The 14444-nt window shown below is 31.5% G+C and carries 16 protein-coding genes and 1 tRNA gene; 10 read left to right on the forward strand and 7 right to left on the reverse strand.

The window, feature by feature from the left end:
• Positions 1–17 precede the first annotated feature (17 nt).
• A complete protein-coding gene (locus M9C80_04415) occupies positions 18–554 on the forward strand; it encodes an NUDIX hydrolase (GenBank protein URQ69184.1) in 537 nt (178 codons plus the stop codon).
• Here the strand turns inward: M9C80_04415 and purL are convergent, their stop codons facing one another.
• Entirely contained in the window at positions 555–4388 is a 3834-nt protein-coding gene (gene purL / locus M9C80_04420) for a phosphoribosylformylglycinamidine synthase (protein ID URQ69185.1), read from the reverse strand.
• Between the two features lie 62 nt (positions 4389–4450).
• Between purL and M9C80_04425 the strand changes: the two genes are divergently transcribed.
• On the forward strand, positions 4451–5176 hold the full coding sequence (locus M9C80_04425; protein ID URQ69186.1) for a transglycosylase SLT domain-containing protein: 726 nt from the start codon (positions 4451–4453) through the stop codon (positions 5174–5176).
• Here M9C80_04425 and uvrB read toward each other — a convergent pair.
• On the reverse strand, positions 5151–7160 hold the full coding sequence (uvrB, locus tag M9C80_04430) for an excinuclease ABC subunit UvrB (GenBank protein ID URQ69187.1): 2010 nt from the start codon (positions 7158–7160) through the stop codon (positions 5151–5153). The genes M9C80_04425 and uvrB overlap by 26 nt on opposite strands.
• Before the next feature lie 44 nt (positions 7161–7204).
• On the opposite strand from uvrB, the gene M9C80_04435 reads away from it, so the two are divergent.
• A tRNA-Asn gene (locus M9C80_04435) sits at positions 7205–7279 on the forward strand.
• Positions 7280–7301: 22 nt separating this feature from the next.
• Here M9C80_04435 and M9C80_04440 read toward each other — a convergent pair.
• A complete protein-coding gene (locus tag M9C80_04440; protein ID URQ69188.1) occupies positions 7302–7718 on the reverse strand; it encodes an arsenate reductase ArsC in 417 nt (138 codons plus the stop codon).
• Positions 7719–7782: 64 nt separating this feature from the next.
• Here M9C80_04440 and M9C80_04445 point away from each other — a divergent pair, with 64 nt between their 5' ends.
• The 3 genes from M9C80_04445 (at position 7783) to M9C80_04455 (ending at position 10263) form a co-directional block, all read left to right on the forward strand.
• The gene (locus M9C80_04445; GenBank protein ID URQ69189.1) at positions 7783–8898 is read left to right on the forward strand and encodes a sulfotransferase; all 1116 of its coding nucleotides are present in this window, start codon (positions 7783–7785) and stop codon (positions 8896–8898) included.
• Positions 8899–9049: 151 nt separating this feature from the next.
• Positions 9050–9553, forward strand: coding sequence for a peptidylprolyl isomerase (locus tag M9C80_04450; protein URQ70202.1), 504 nt, complete (start codon positions 9050–9052; stop codon positions 9551–9553).
• On the forward strand, positions 9550–10263 hold the full coding sequence (locus tag M9C80_04455; protein URQ69190.1) for a UDP-2,3-diacylglucosamine diphosphatase: 714 nt from the start codon (positions 9550–9552) through the stop codon (positions 10261–10263). Before M9C80_04450 ends, M9C80_04455 begins: the two co-directional genes overlap by 4 nt.
• On the opposite strand, the gene M9C80_04460 is transcribed toward M9C80_04455, so the two are convergent.
• Positions 10253–10879, reverse strand: a complete 627-nt coding sequence (locus M9C80_04460; GenBank protein URQ69191.1) for a hypothetical protein — start codon at positions 10877–10879, stop codon at positions 10253–10255. The two genes, M9C80_04455 and M9C80_04460, sit on opposite strands and share 11 nt — an antisense overlap.
• Positions 10880–10967: 88 nt before the next feature.
• Here M9C80_04460 and umuD point away from each other — a divergent pair, with 88 nt between their 5' ends.
• On the forward strand, positions 10968–11396 hold the full coding sequence (gene umuD, locus M9C80_04465) for a translesion error-prone DNA polymerase V autoproteolytic subunit (GenBank protein ID URQ69192.1): 429 nt from the start codon (positions 10968–10970) through the stop codon (positions 11394–11396).
• A complete protein-coding gene (gene umuC, locus M9C80_04470; GenBank protein ID URQ69193.1) occupies positions 11396–12658 on the forward strand; it encodes a translesion error-prone DNA polymerase V subunit UmuC in 1263 nt (420 codons plus the stop codon). Before umuD ends, umuC begins: the two co-directional genes overlap by 1 nt.
• A gap of 5 nt (positions 12659–12663) precedes the next feature.
• Here umuC and M9C80_04475 read toward each other — a convergent pair whose 3' ends face one another.
• From M9C80_04475 to M9C80_04485, 3 genes are read right to left on the reverse strand one after another with little or no spacing between them, the layout of a single operon-like run.
• Entirely contained in the window at positions 12664–13032 is a 369-nt protein-coding gene (locus M9C80_04475) for a DUF2237 domain-containing protein (GenBank protein URQ69194.1), read from the reverse strand.
• Positions 13029–13220: a hypothetical protein gene (locus M9C80_04480; GenBank protein URQ69195.1), complete on the reverse strand. Its 192-nt coding sequence runs from the start codon at positions 13218–13220 to the stop codon at positions 13029–13031. The genes M9C80_04475 and M9C80_04480 overlap by 4 nt, the downstream gene beginning before the upstream one ends.
• Positions 13213–13464 (reverse strand): hypothetical protein, encoded by a 252-nt coding sequence (locus M9C80_04485; GenBank protein ID URQ69196.1) that lies wholly within the window; start codon positions 13462–13464, stop codon positions 13213–13215. Before M9C80_04485 ends, M9C80_04480 begins: the two co-directional genes overlap by 8 nt.
• Before the next feature lie 79 nt (positions 13465–13543).
• On the opposite strand from M9C80_04485, the gene M9C80_04490 reads away from it, so the two are divergent.
• Both M9C80_04490 and M9C80_04495 read left to right on the forward strand, forming a co-directional pair.
• Positions 13544–13873: a DUF393 domain-containing protein gene (locus M9C80_04490; protein URQ69197.1), complete on the forward strand. Its 330-nt coding sequence runs from the start codon at positions 13544–13546 to the stop codon at positions 13871–13873.
• A 135-nt stretch (positions 13874–14008) separates the two neighbouring features.
• Positions 14009–14443, forward strand: coding sequence for a bacterioferritin (locus M9C80_04495; protein ID URQ69198.1), 435 nt, complete (start codon positions 14009–14011; stop codon positions 14441–14443).
• The last annotated feature ends 1 nt before the right edge of the window (position 14444 follow it).

Below are 14444 nucleotides of genomic sequence, written 5' to 3' on the forward strand. Positions count from 1 at the left end.
TAAATTAAGGAACTAAATTGAAATATTGCTCAACATGTGGAAGCTCAGATATTGAGCTTAAGATTCCAAAAAATGACAACATAAAGCGATATTGTTGTAATAACTGCGGTGCTATTTTTTACACAAATCCAAATGTTGTTGTTGGTGCCTTATGTATAAGAAATGAAAAAATTCTAATGGCAAAAAGAAATATCGAACCAAGAAAGGGTTTGTGGACATTGCCAGCAGGGTTTTTAGAAAATTCTGAAACCCTTCAAGAAGGTGCTCTAAGAGAAACAATGGAAGAGACTGGCTCAGCTGCAAAAATAGTTATGCCTTACACAACTTTTAGTTTGCCACACATTAATCAAATTCATGTTTTCTATTTAGCTGATTTGTTGGATGATAATTATGGCCCAACTTTTGAGAGTATGGATGTTCAATTATTTGATAAAGATAAAATCTTATGGAACGAAATAGCTTTCCCCACTGTTGAAAAAACTCTTAAGTATTATTTAAATGATATTGAAAAAGACAAATTTATTTATAGGGAAGAAGACATCAAGCTTTGGTGATTAAACAATTTTTTTAGCATTAATAAATAATTGCATCCATGGTGAAAACTCTTCCCAATGCTTTGGATGCCAACTCATTTGAATTTTTCTAAATACTCTCTCAGGATGTGGCATCATGATCGTGACCCTACCATCGTCTGACGTAACTCCAGTAACACCCTCTTCAGAGCCATTTGGATTTATAGGATAAATTTCAGTTTTCTTACCATCAGAATTTACAAAATTAAGAGCTATTTGCGATGATTCATTTAATTTTTTTAAGCTATCGTTTTCAAATCTTGCATAACCTTCTCCATGAGCTGATGCAACTGGTAGAGTCCATCCATCCATATTATCAAGCAATATTGAGTTAGTTTTTTGAATTTCAACTTGAACTAATCTTGCTTCAAATTGATCAGACAAATTTTTCTCAAAACTTGGCCAATTTATAGCGCCGGGAATTATTTCTTTTAATTTTGAAATCATTTGGCAACCATTACAAACGCCTAGTGTAAAAGTGTTTTTATTTGTGAAAAATTCTTCAAACTGATCTTTAACTATTTCATTATTTAATATTGTTTTTGCCCAACCTCCTCCTGCACCTAAAACATCACCGTACGAAAATCCACCACATGCTGCCATGCCATTGAATGATTTCAAATTAATATTTTTATCAAGTAGGTCTTGCATATGAACATCAACAGCATCAAAGCCAGCTAAAGTGAATGCTGCTGCCATTTCTAATTGTCCATTTACCCCTTGTTCTCTGAGAATCGCGACTTTTGGTTTTTTATCTTTTGTATTAAAAATTTGTAAATTTGGATTTTTAAATGATTCTCTTGAATTGAGTCCTTTATAGTTTGTATCTAATAAGTTTAATTCTGAATCTGCTGAAGATTTATTGTCTCTAAGAGACTGAATTGTGAAAGAAACATCCCTCCATTTCTTTTCAAGATAAATAATTGATTCTTCAAAAATTACTTTATTCTCATGTGATATTTGAACATTTTGACTTGAGTTTAATACTGCAACTTCTTCAGCAATAATATTTTTATTTTTTAAACTTCTGCTAATTTCATCAGCAAGCTTACTCTCAACTTGAATTACAAAACCAATTTCTTCTGCAAACAAAAAATTATTTAAGTTATCGGCTTGGATATTATTTAACAAAATATCAAAACCAACTTTCTTAGTAAATGCCATCTCGAGCAGACTAACTATTAAACCTCCATCAGAAATATCATGAAGAGCTAAAATCTTATTTTCTTCTACAAGCTTTTGGATAGTATTGAATAATATTTTAAATAAGGTCAAATCATCTACATCAGGTGAGTCTAAATAATTTGTATTAGTGATTTCACTAAATATTGAGCCCTGCAATCTTTTGGAATCGTTCAAAGAAATACATAATAATTTAGTATCTTTCCCTACCTGAATTTCAGGTGTTATTGATTTTCTAACATCATCAACCGGTGCCATGGCTGTAATTATTCCTGATAATGGACTTTTAACAGTCCTATCAACAGAATTTTCTTTCCAATTTGTTCGCATTGACAAAGAGTCTTTACCAACTGGCACCGATATCCCTAGGTCTATACAAGATTTTGATAAAGATTCAACGCCATGCCTTAAATTCATATCTTCAATGTTTTCGCCAGTTGCAGCCATCCAATTTGCAGAAACTTGAACAAAATCTAATCCTTTAATCACTACACCAGCCATATTTGTAAGTGACTCACACAAAGCCATTCTCATTGAAGCTTTGGGATTATTCGTAGCGATTGTTGGTTTTTCTCCAACTGATAAGACTTCCCCAGAATATGAGGTGTAAGATCTTAGAGTCATTGAATAATCTGATACTGGAACTTGGAATGGTCCAATTAATTGATCTCTTGCAACTAAACCACTAACTGTTCTATCTCCAATAGTTATTAGAAATAATTTGCTTGCTACTGTTGGATGCTCTAATACTTTTATAAGAGAGTCCTCAAAACTATAATCATTTGCATTTGATTCATTGATAGAGGGTGATGGATAGTTTTGAATATTAATATCTGTAATAGGTAAGTCTCCAAATAACATTGACAAAGGAACATTAACTGGATAATTGTTGTTTTCTTTGTCAAAAAGTTTCACGTATTTTTCTTTTATAGTTTTTCCAACAAAAGCATATACGCACCTTTCTCGCTTACAAACTTCTTCAAATTTATTTTTGTTAACCGGGTGGATGGCTAAAACATATCTCTCTTGAGATTCATTCGACCAAATTTCCATGGGTGACATAGACTGATCCGAATTTGGAATCTTATCCAACTCGACATATACACCTAGATTAGAATCTTTTGCGAGCTCTGGTATTGCATTTGATAGTCCCCCTGCACCAACGTCATGAATAAACTCTATATAACTATTGTCTTGTGATGAGCAATAATTTATTACTTCTTGGCATCGTCTCTCCATTTCAGCGTTATCTCTTTGTACTGACGCAAAATCTAATTCTTCATCAGTTTCTCCAGATGAAACAGAGGATGCAGCTCCACCACCTAAACCTATTAGCATTGCTGGTCCACCTAACACAACAACTAAATAATCTTTCTTAATTTCTAATTTAAAATTATTTTTATCTCTAATTTCTCCTATACCGCCGGCTAGCATGATAGGTTTATGATATCCGTAAGAAACATTATTAATAAAAGGAGTTTCAAATGATCTGAAATATCCTAGTGTTGAAGGTCTTCCAAACTCATTATTGAATGCAGCTGCTCCAATTGGAGCTTCCAACATTATTTCTAATGGTGAAGCAATTCTATCTGGCTTGTACTGCTCAAATTCCCATTCTCTTTTTTTATTTGGAAGCCTCAAATTAGACACATTAAATCCAACCATTCCTATTTTTGGTTTTGCGCCTCTTCCAGTTGCGCCCTCATCTCTTATTTCTCCACCTGATCCTGTTGAGGCTCCAGGATAAGGAGAAATAGCAGTTGGATGATTGTGAGTTTCTACTTTAATAGTTGAATTTAATTTATCTGCTTGAAAGCTATAATTTTGAGAATCATCAATATGCAATCTCTCAACAAGATCACCTTCAATGATTGCAGCATTATCTTTGTAGGCACTTATAATTCCGTTTGGTGATTCTTTGCTTGTATCTTTAATTAAATCAAATAATGAACTATTTTTTGATTTACCATTCTCGGTCCACTTTGCATTAAAAATTTTATGTCGACAATGTTCTGAATTTGCCTGAGCAAACATCATTAACTCAGCATCAGTGGGGTTTCTTTTTTCATTTGAGTAAAAATCGAATAAATATTGTATTTCTTGATCACTTAAAGCAAATCCAAAGGATTTATTGGCATTTTTGAGAGTTTTTATACCTCCCTCTGATATGTTAAAAAAATTGAGTGGTCTTTTTGAGCTTGTTTTTAAGAAATTTATGCACTCACCTTTGTCATCGTAGATTTTTTGTGTCATACGATCAAAAAATATATGAAGATTTAAATTTTTATTGTTATTGTATGATTCACAAATAAAGCCAAGGAATTTTTCAATTCTCATAACTTCGCTAATACCAACATTTTTAATAATGTCATGAGTTTTAGATGACCATGGTGATATTGTCCCAGCTCGAGGTCCAACATAAAAAGAATACTCCTTAATTAGATCATCAGCATCGATAATGTTTTTTAATTTATCAATATCTAAATTATCATATGCAGATATAAGAAAAATTTCCGAGGATGATATTGCGTCATCTAGATTGTTTAATTTATTAAATGCAATATTAAGTTGGTTAAGTTTTGAATTTGAAAAACTTGATTTGCCTTGCAGTAAAAAGATTTTAATCTTTGACACTTCTTTAAGTCTGAAATATTGTATATAACAATTATAAAGTCTTTTAAAGAAAATAATTAAAAATGGGGAATAACTTTAACTTTTTTTTTAGCATCTTAATTTTATTTATTATAGGTGGTTGTGATATTTTTGATTCTAAAAAAAGAGAGGCAAAGTTATGTGAAGATAATTTAATCGAAGTATACAGAAACACCTCATTAAACAATTTTGAAAAAGAAAAATTTACAACTCTGTATGAAAATCGTCTACCTCTTTATAAGCAAATGTTTGAGAACGCTGCTATGGAAACATCTTTAAATTCAGACCTGCTTGCTGCGATTTCATTTCAAGAATCACAATGGGATCCAAGAGCAAAATCTAATATGGGAGTAAGGGGAATGATGATGGTTACTCTTGAAACTGCAGCAATGGTGGGTGTCGAAAAGAGACTTGATCCTGAGCAAAATATCAATGGTGGAGCAAGATACCTTGCTATATTAATAGATAAAAATAAATTTGGAAAAACAAGTGGAGATCAGCTATCTATAACACTTGCAAGCTATAATATTGGGCCAACAAATATAATTAATATAGCAAAAACTATAAATAAAGAACCTACAGAAATAAGGTGGAGAGATATTGAAAAAAAACTTGGAATGGTTACTGAAGAGGATATAAATATTAAAGATGTAAACGGCTATTCAAGAGGACAACAAGCCATTGATTATGTATATAGAGTTAAGGATTATTATAAGTTGCTAGCAGCACATTCTTGCACGAAATCTAAAGATCAATTAATTTTCTTTTAAGGTGCTTTACCTTATCTCGACATAGAGCAGCTTTTTCAAATTCCATATCTTTCGCGTATGCAAACATTTGGTTTTCAATTTTTTCAATACTATCACTAATATTTTCTACGGTATCGTCTTTAATTTTAAAGGATAAAGATTTTTCAATATCTTCTTTTTTTGACTTTGATTTTCCTTTTACAATTCTTGCACCTTCCATAATATCTTTAACAGCTGTTTTTATAGATTTTGGTGTGATTTTATTTTTTTGATTATATTTTTCTTGAATTGATCTTCTTCTATCTGTCTCTGCAATTGCCCTTTCCATTGATCCAGTTATTTTGTCAGCGTATAAAATTGCTTTTCCTCTGAGATTTCTTGCAGCTCTTCCTATCGTTTGAATCATTGTAGTTTCTGATCTTAAAAAACCTTCTTTGTCTGCATCAAGAATTGCTACCAAGCTTACTTCTGGGATATCTAAACCCTCTCTTAACAAATTTATTCCAACTAAAACATCAAACTTTCCTAGTCTTAAATCACGAATAATCTCTACTCTTTCAACAGTATCAGTGTCTGAATGCATATATCTTGCATTTATGCCGTTTTCACTCATGTAATCGGTTAAATCTTCAGCCATTCTTTTTGTAAGTGTTGTGACTAGTACTCTCTCCTTGATAGAAATTCGATCATTGCACTCGCCAATAAGATCATCAATTTGACTGCTTGCTGGTCTAATCTCAACATCAGGATCTGTTAAACCAGTTGGCCTAACTAAAAGCTCAACAAGATTATCCTGATGCTCATTTTCGTATCTGCTTGGTGTAGCTGATACATAAACTCTTTGAGGCGCCATTAACTCCCATTCTTCAAATTTTAATGGTCTATTATCTATAGCTGAAGGCAATCTAAAGCCGTACTCCACCAGGGTTTCTTTTCTAGATCTGTCTCCTTTATACATTGCTCCAATTTGTGGAACTGATACATGTGATTCATCTATAAAAACTATTGCATTCTTTGGAATGTAATCAAAAAGACATGGTGGAGATTCTCCAGGCTTTCTTCCTGAGAGATATCTTGAATAATTTTCAACACCTTGGCAATATCCAAGCTCTCTGAGCATTTCAATATCATAGTTAGTTCTCTCTTCTAATCTTTGTGCCTCAACTAATTTATTTATTGATCTCAAGTATTCTAATCTTTCTTTTAGTTCACTTTTAATATCATCTATGCAACCTAAAACAGTTTCTTTTGGTGTGACATAGTGAGTTTTAGGAAAAATAGTCGCTCTTGGAACATCGTTAATAATCTCTCCAGTCAAAGGATCGAACCATGATAGTTTTTCAATTTCATCACCAAATAATGAAACTCTCAATGCTTCACTATCAGAATCTGCAGGATAAACATCGATAGTATCTCCTCTTACTCTAAAAGTTGCACGTCTGAAATCTAAATCATTTCTAGTGTATTGCAAAGAGGATAGTCTTCTCAGCAAATCTCTTTGATTAATAGTGTCTCCTCTATCAAGATGAACTACCATTTTTAAATATGATTCTGGTGCACCCAAACCATAAATTGAAGAAACGGTAGCTATAACAACTGTATCTTTTCTTTCCAATAAAGCTTTTGTGGCTGACAGCCTCATCTGTTCGATATGTTCATTAATTGAAGCATCTTTTGCAATATATGTATCCGAAGTAGGAACATATGCTTCAGGTTGATAATAATCGTAATAAGAAACAAAGTATTCAACAGAATTTTCTGGGAAAAAATCTCTGAATTCTCCATAAAGTTGTGCAGCTAAGGTTTTGTTGTGAGCCATTATAATTGCTGGTCTTTGTGTAGCTTCTATGACCTTCGCCATAGTATAAGTTTTGCCAGAACCAGTCACACCCAAAAGAGTTTGATGCAGTAAACCATCACCTAAACCCTCAACCAAACTTTCAATAGCTTGAGGTTGAGAGCCTGCTGGTTCAAAATCAGATATAACCTTTAATTCTTTTGTCATTTACTTATATATTAAAAACTAATTATAATGCTCAGCTATTACGTTCCTCAGTAGCTCAGCGGTAGAGCAGTTGACTGTTAATCAATTGGTCGTTGGTTCGATCCCAACCTGAGGAGCCATTATCTAATTATCACAATGCGTTCATGAATTTTCAACGTAAAATTTTTTTAATAACTTAAATATATTTTCTCTAGTTTTTTTAAATGCGATTTTTAATTGTGTCTCAGAATAGTTTTTGTTAGCAGGATCCACGTTTAACCAATGAAGTTTTCTTGCTTTACTTGGCAGGACTGGGCATATCTCTTCAGCACAGAGGGTTATGACGAAATCTAAATTGTCTAAAAAATTAGTATCAAGACTATCAATTGATTTAGATCTTTGATGAGATATATCGATACCAATTTCTTTCATTGTACAAATTGCGCTAGGATGAATATTACCAGTAGGATTTGAACCAGCACTTTGTATATTATGACTATTTCCAAACATCTCTTTTGCTAAGCCTTCAGCAATTTGACTTCTTGCAGAGTTTCCAACACATAAAAAAAGAATATTCATAATTCAAAATTGTAGATTTTTTAATATCAATGTATCTTATATATTATAAGTAACTTTATAAGAGATGAATAAAATTAGTATAAACAACATGCTTGGCAATCTTGATGGCAATCTTGGTGAAGATGATTATTCTGAACCACTTGAAATACTAGTCAATTCAGCAAATAAAAATAATGAGTTTAATTTATTCGGTTCAATAGCATTTAAAAATCAACTAAAAAATAGGCTTAAAATGCGATCTAAACTTTATGAATATATAAAAGATAAGGATTTGCCTGACATATCTGATCCTATTTTTGTCACTGGCTTACCAAGATCAGGTACTACATTTTTATTCAACCTACTTGCTTTAGATGAAAACCATAGATCACCAAAATATTGGGAAATAATGTCTCCTTTACCTTTGATAAAAAATAAGTTTGATATTACTAAACGGGAGTGGAAAATTAATGCAGAATTAAAATTTGCAAGAACAATTATTCCAAAATTAAAATCAATGCATCATATTAGAGCGCAAAGTCCTGAAGAATGTGAACTCTTAGCAACTATTAATATACGAAGTTTTGTATACATGTGCATGGCTGACGTACCCGAGTATATTGAATATTTAAAAAATTGTAGCTTTGAAACAGTTTTTTTATGGCATAAAAGATTTTTTCAAGTGCTTGAATTATATGGCAAACCAAAAAGATGGTTATTTAAAGATCCAAGTCATATTGCCCATATTCCAGAAATTATGCATGCATACCCAAATGCAAAATTTATTAACATTCATAGAAATCCTGAGGAATCTATTGGATCTTTTTGCAGTCTTGTGAAAAACATCAGATCAGCCTTCACAAAAAATGCAGATTTCTCAAATATTGGCAAAGATGTTGCTGAATTTTGGTCAAATAATTTAAATAAAGGAATGAATGACAGAAATCTTTTGGCATCAAGTCAAATTATTGACATTAGCTATTCAGATTTTATAAAAAATCCTTTAGTTGAAGTAAAAAGAATTTACACTTATTTAGATTTAGATTTTGATATAAAAACGGAAAACAAAATTCATGATTATTTAGTTATGCAAAAAAAAATCAAAAAAAATAAACATAAATATGAACTAGAAGAATTTAAATTAGATGCCACGGAAATTAAAAAGCATTTTAAGAACTATATGCTTAATTTTAACTTTTAATGATAAAATTAAACTTTAAATATAAGCTAAATTAGTGAAAATCTCTAAAGCATCCAAATTAATCACAAGCTATTTTGTTATTGCGCTTTTAATTAATTCTTGCACAAATCAAACTAATGAAGCATCCGTTTCACAAAATAAGGAAGGCGATATGACAACAATTATTATCAATACATCACATGGAGATATAAAACTAGAGCTTAATAAAGAAAAAGCTCCTATTACTACTGAAAACTTTGTTGCAATTGCAAAATCAGGATATTATGAAGGAACGATTTTCCACAGAGTGATCAATGGTTTTATGATACAAGGTGGTGGCTTAAATGCTGATATGACTAACAAATCTAGTGGAACAGCACCAATACAAAATGAAGCTAATAACGGTCTTCCAAATGATAGAGGAACTGTTGCGATGGCTAGAACTATGGATCCACATTCGGCTACTAGTCAATTTTTTATCAATCACAAAGATAATAATTTTTTAAATCATACAGGCGAAAATCCACAAGGATGGGGTTACGCCGTCTTCGGCAAAGTCACTGAAGGCATGGACGTTGTTGATAAAATTGCTGACGTTGCAACTGGGTCTTCTGGTGGTCATCAAGATGTTCCTGTAGATCTAATTACTATAGAGTCAGTAACTGTTAGTGAATGAAACCTCGCTTTATTTCAGATTTACACTTAAGTGAAAATAATCCCAAACTTGTTGAAGCTTTCTTAAAATTTCTACAAGAATCAAAGCAAGTTTGTACTCATTTTTATATTCTTGGTGATTTATTTGAAGCTTGGATTGGAGACGATGATGATTCACTCCTTTCAAATAAAGTTAAAAAAGCTTTGTATGAATTCACAAATGATGGTCCAAAAACATTTTTTATTCACGGTAATAGAGATTTCTTAATTGGTAATTCATTTGCCGAAGATACCGGCATAACAATTTTACCTGATCCGTATGTACTTGATATTAATAATCAAAATGTTGTCATTAGTCACGGAGATTTTTTATGTACTGATGATAAAGACTATATATCTTTTAGGAATGAAGTTCGAAGTGAAGAATGGCAGTCAAATTTTTTAAACAAAAGTCTTATTGAAAGAAAAGAAATTGCAAGTTCCATGAGAGATGCAAGCCAAGAAGCAACTTCAGAAAAATCTAATGCTATCACTGATGTGAGTTCTTTAGCTGTTCAAGACTTTGTAAATGAACATACTCCTGATCTTTTAATCCACGGTCATACTCACAGACCAAATATTCATAAGGTTAGTGATTCTATAAGAATTGTTCTTGGAGACTGGGGCGATTATGGATGGTTTTTATCAATTAATGATAAAGATTATAAGTTAGAAAAATTTTCTATTTCCTAGTTATTGGTCTTACAAGTAAACCAATTATTAACAATATAAAAGCTAAAACTATTCTTGGGTCACCCAAATAAAAACCAAGCTTTACTGGATACGCAATTGTTTTCTCTAAAGCAGCTACTTTAAACTTATGTTTTCTTTCAAAAATTGGATTAGTTGCTAATTCCATTAAGGCTCGCCTACTCTTATATCTTATTACTCCTACACTATCCCAAATTTCTGCATTTTCTATACCGATTATATCCATTGATCTATGTATAGAACTTCCCATAAATATTGGGTGAGATGCTCGCTTAAAAATTTCTGGAAATACATGATCTGTATACTTACCTAAAATTATTTCAGCCGAATCACCTTCTTGAATACCTTCAATAATTTCAGGATCTTCATCTAAATCTACATTATTAATCATAAAAAATTGTTTGCCGTCATCCTCTTCCATAAAAACTTTAATTCGGGCATAACGATCTTGATCTAACGAGTCTCCTATTTCTTCAGCATTTTGTTTTAACTTCTCTAAAAAGAATTTAATTTCGTTGTCATCTAAACTTCCGTTTAGGTTTGTATACCAAAGAAAAAAAGAACTATAAGTAATTCCTAACAATAACCAAAATTTCATGTATTTATAATACATTTTTAGCTGGAAGCTTTACAAATAATTATCTTGAAAATATACTGTACATATATACAGTATTTAAAATATTCTCATGAAAGTTAACTATATCGGAAAAATTTCTGAAGAAAATCTACCGGCAATATTTGTGCCTTATTTTCTTGAATCTGTGCATGCAGGATTTCCTAGTCCTGCAAGCGACTATATAGAAAGCCCCATAGATCTAAATAAACACTTGATAAAAAATGGTGCAGCGACTTTTTTAGTAAGAGCTCAAGGTCAATCTATGGTTGGTTCTGGTATTACTGATCAAGCAGTTCTTGTAGTAGATAGAAGTATAAAACCTACTCATGACAGTATAGTCGTTGCTTCCATTGATGGAGAATTTGTATGCAAACGATTAAAGCTCAAACCAAAGATGTGTTTAATGCCAGATAATCCAGAGTACCCTCCTATCTTTATTAATCACGGTCAAGATCTAGAAATAGTAGGAACAGTTACTGCTGCTATTAATAAATTTTAATGTCTTTAGCTTTGGTCGATTGTGAAAGCTTTTATGCTTCTTGTGAAAGGATTTTCCGTCCTGATTTAAAAAATGTTCCAATAGTAGTCTTATCTAATAATGACGGTTGCGTGATTGCAAGAAGTACTGAAGCAAAAAAAATGGGTATAGGTATGGGTGTTCCTTGGTTTAAAGTAAAAGATTCTTTTTTAGCCAAGGGTGGACAAGTTTTTTCCTCTAACTTTGCTTTTTATGGAGATATGTCATCTAGAGTAATGAATATTTTGCAAGGCTTTGTTCCTAAGGTTGAAATTTATAGCATTGATGAGGCTTTTTTAGAATTAGATTCGTTAAAGGAGCACTATGATCTATACGATTTTAGTTGCCATATTAGAGGCTTGGTTAAGCAGTGGACAGGAGTTCCAGTAAGAATAGGCATAGCATCAACAAAAACTCTAACCAAAATAGCCTTAAATGAAGCTAAAAGATTAAATGTATCAACCAATGTTTATCAAATATCTACAATAAAAGATATTAGAAACGCTCTATTTCATACTCCAGTACATGAAGTTTGGGGAGTTGGTAGGAGACTCAGTGAACATCTCAATAAAGCAAAAATCATTAATGCTCTGCAATTAGCTGATGTTGATCCCAGATATATAAAAAGAAAATTTAGCGTAGTCTTAGAAAGAACGGTGAGAGAGCTTAGAGGACAAAGATGTCTCAACATAGAAAATAATATTACAGCCAAAAAACAAATTGTTGTTAGCAGAAGTTTTGGTACAAAGATTACAGATTTAAAAGCTTTGAAGCCCATAGTAAGCAATTTCGCTGTGAGAGCTTCTGAAAAATTAAGAGATGAAAAACAAAAATGTTCTCAAGTATCTGTTTTTGTTCGAACAAGTGCTTTTAATAATCGCAAACCTCAACACACAGGCTATAAAGCCATAGATCTATTTAATCCAACAAACGATACCAGGGATATTTTAATAGCAGCTAAAAAAGCCTTACTTCCTATTTATAAATCAGGATATGATTATGCAAAAGCAGGAATTCTTTTAAGCAAGTTTACAAATGAAACTTTAATGCAGCATTCTTTATTTAAAGATCCAGATGAACCAAAAGCAAATTCACAGTTCATGAAATATGTGGACCAACTCAATGCTTATGAAACTCAAATTTATTATGCCTCGCAAAATACTAAAAAATGGTCACCAATGAAACAAAATATGACGTCACCAAAATATACAACGTGTTGGTATCAATTACCTATAGTTAATTAGATACTTTAACTTAAATCTATCGCGTAACTTTTCAAAATCTCAATATCAATAATATTAGCTGCCTTTTTATGAGTTTTTTTTAAATAAACTTTGGGTGCAAAACCATGTTCATAGGCTTCTTTCCATCTTTCAGCACAAACGCACCAAGAATCACCTTCTTTTAGCCCCGGAAAATTAAATTCTGGCCTAGGAGTAGATAAATCATTACCTTTAGACTTGGAAAAAGCTAGAAATTCGTCATTTATTAGTGAACAAACTACATGAAGACCTCTATCCATCTCATCCGTATGACAAAAACCATCTCTAAAATATCCTGTTATTGGATTAGAACAACATTCATCAATAAATTCATCGAAAACATTAGTTTGTTTCATTTTTGATCCTTTTCATTTTGTTTATACTTTTCATAGTCCTCCCAATCATGTGGGGTCCCAACATTTTGAATTCCTTTTTTTGCACGATAAAGACTTTTTGTTCTTAACTTAGACATATCTTCTTCCTTGCCAAAAATTTTATTCCATCCCTCTTCAAAAAATTGTTTAAATTTATTTTCGTTACTCATTTGTATCATTTTTAAATTCACAACTCATTTTTGCAACAACTTCACCTTGAACGTCTAAATTTAATTTAGCCCTTCCCTCCATAGTTCCAGTTACGATACATTGTTCGATACTCTCTTCAACAATTTGGCGAACTATTTGTTTTAATTCATCAACACTTAATTCACTGACTTTTTTTTCAGTATCGATAACTTCAGCATGTAAAAAACCAAAAAAAAGGAAAGTAAAAATAAATATAATTTTCATGATTTGACCTCTTCAATTTTATTGAAAAATTATTCTTGTTAATAAACATAGTAACTAAAAAAATTGATAAAATAAATTCATGAAAGATGGCAAAGTATTATTTAATGAAAAATGTTTTATTTGTAATATGGAAATAAAACATTATAAAAAAAGATCAAACTTAGAATTTGAAGACTGTAGTCAAATGGAAGATAAATATCTAAAAAAATTACATGTTGTATTTGCTGATGGCAAAAAATATGTTGGGGTTGATGCTTTTATTTATGTTTGGCAAAAAACAAATGGCTACGAATGGTTAGCAAAAATAGTTAGCCTTCCAGGCATAAAACAAATTGCAATCATAGCATATTCAATAATTGCATTTTTTTTATTTTGGCGCTTTAAATTATTTGGTCCATCTATAAGTTAATAGTATTAAAAATAACTTAAATGCAAATGATTATCATAATGATTTGCATTAAAAAAAAACCTTATATCAGTAGTTTACAAAATATAATAACTATCTTATATTGTTATTATATTAAAATATATGGAGTACATTAAATTGGACAAAATTAATACTGACGAGGTATGCGAGGTTTTAAATGAGATCATGGAATATGAGTTAGCAGGTGTTGTTCGCTATACTCATTCATCTATGATGGTTACAGGTCCTCATAGAATTCCAATTGTAAATTTTTTAAAAGAGCAAGCCAATGAATCATTGCTACATGCTCAAGGTGCTGGTGAAATTGTTGCTGGATTAGATGGGCATCCAAGTCAGAAGATAGCAAAGATTGAGGAAACAAATCGTCATTCAATTAAAGATATACTTGAAGAAAGTTTAGAGCATGAATTGCATGCTCTTGGTCTTTACAACAGTTTATTAGATAAGGTTGAAAACAAGTCAATTTATTTAGAAGAGTACGCTCGAGGAATGATTGGTGAAGAAGAGGAACACTCTCTTGAATTAAAAAGAATGTTAAAAGATTTTGGCTAAA

The sequence above is a fragment of the SAR86 cluster bacterium genome (assembly GCA_023703615.1).
In the GTDB taxonomy this organism is placed as follows: Bacteria; Pseudomonadota; Gammaproteobacteria; order Magnimaribacterales; family D2472; genus MED-G85.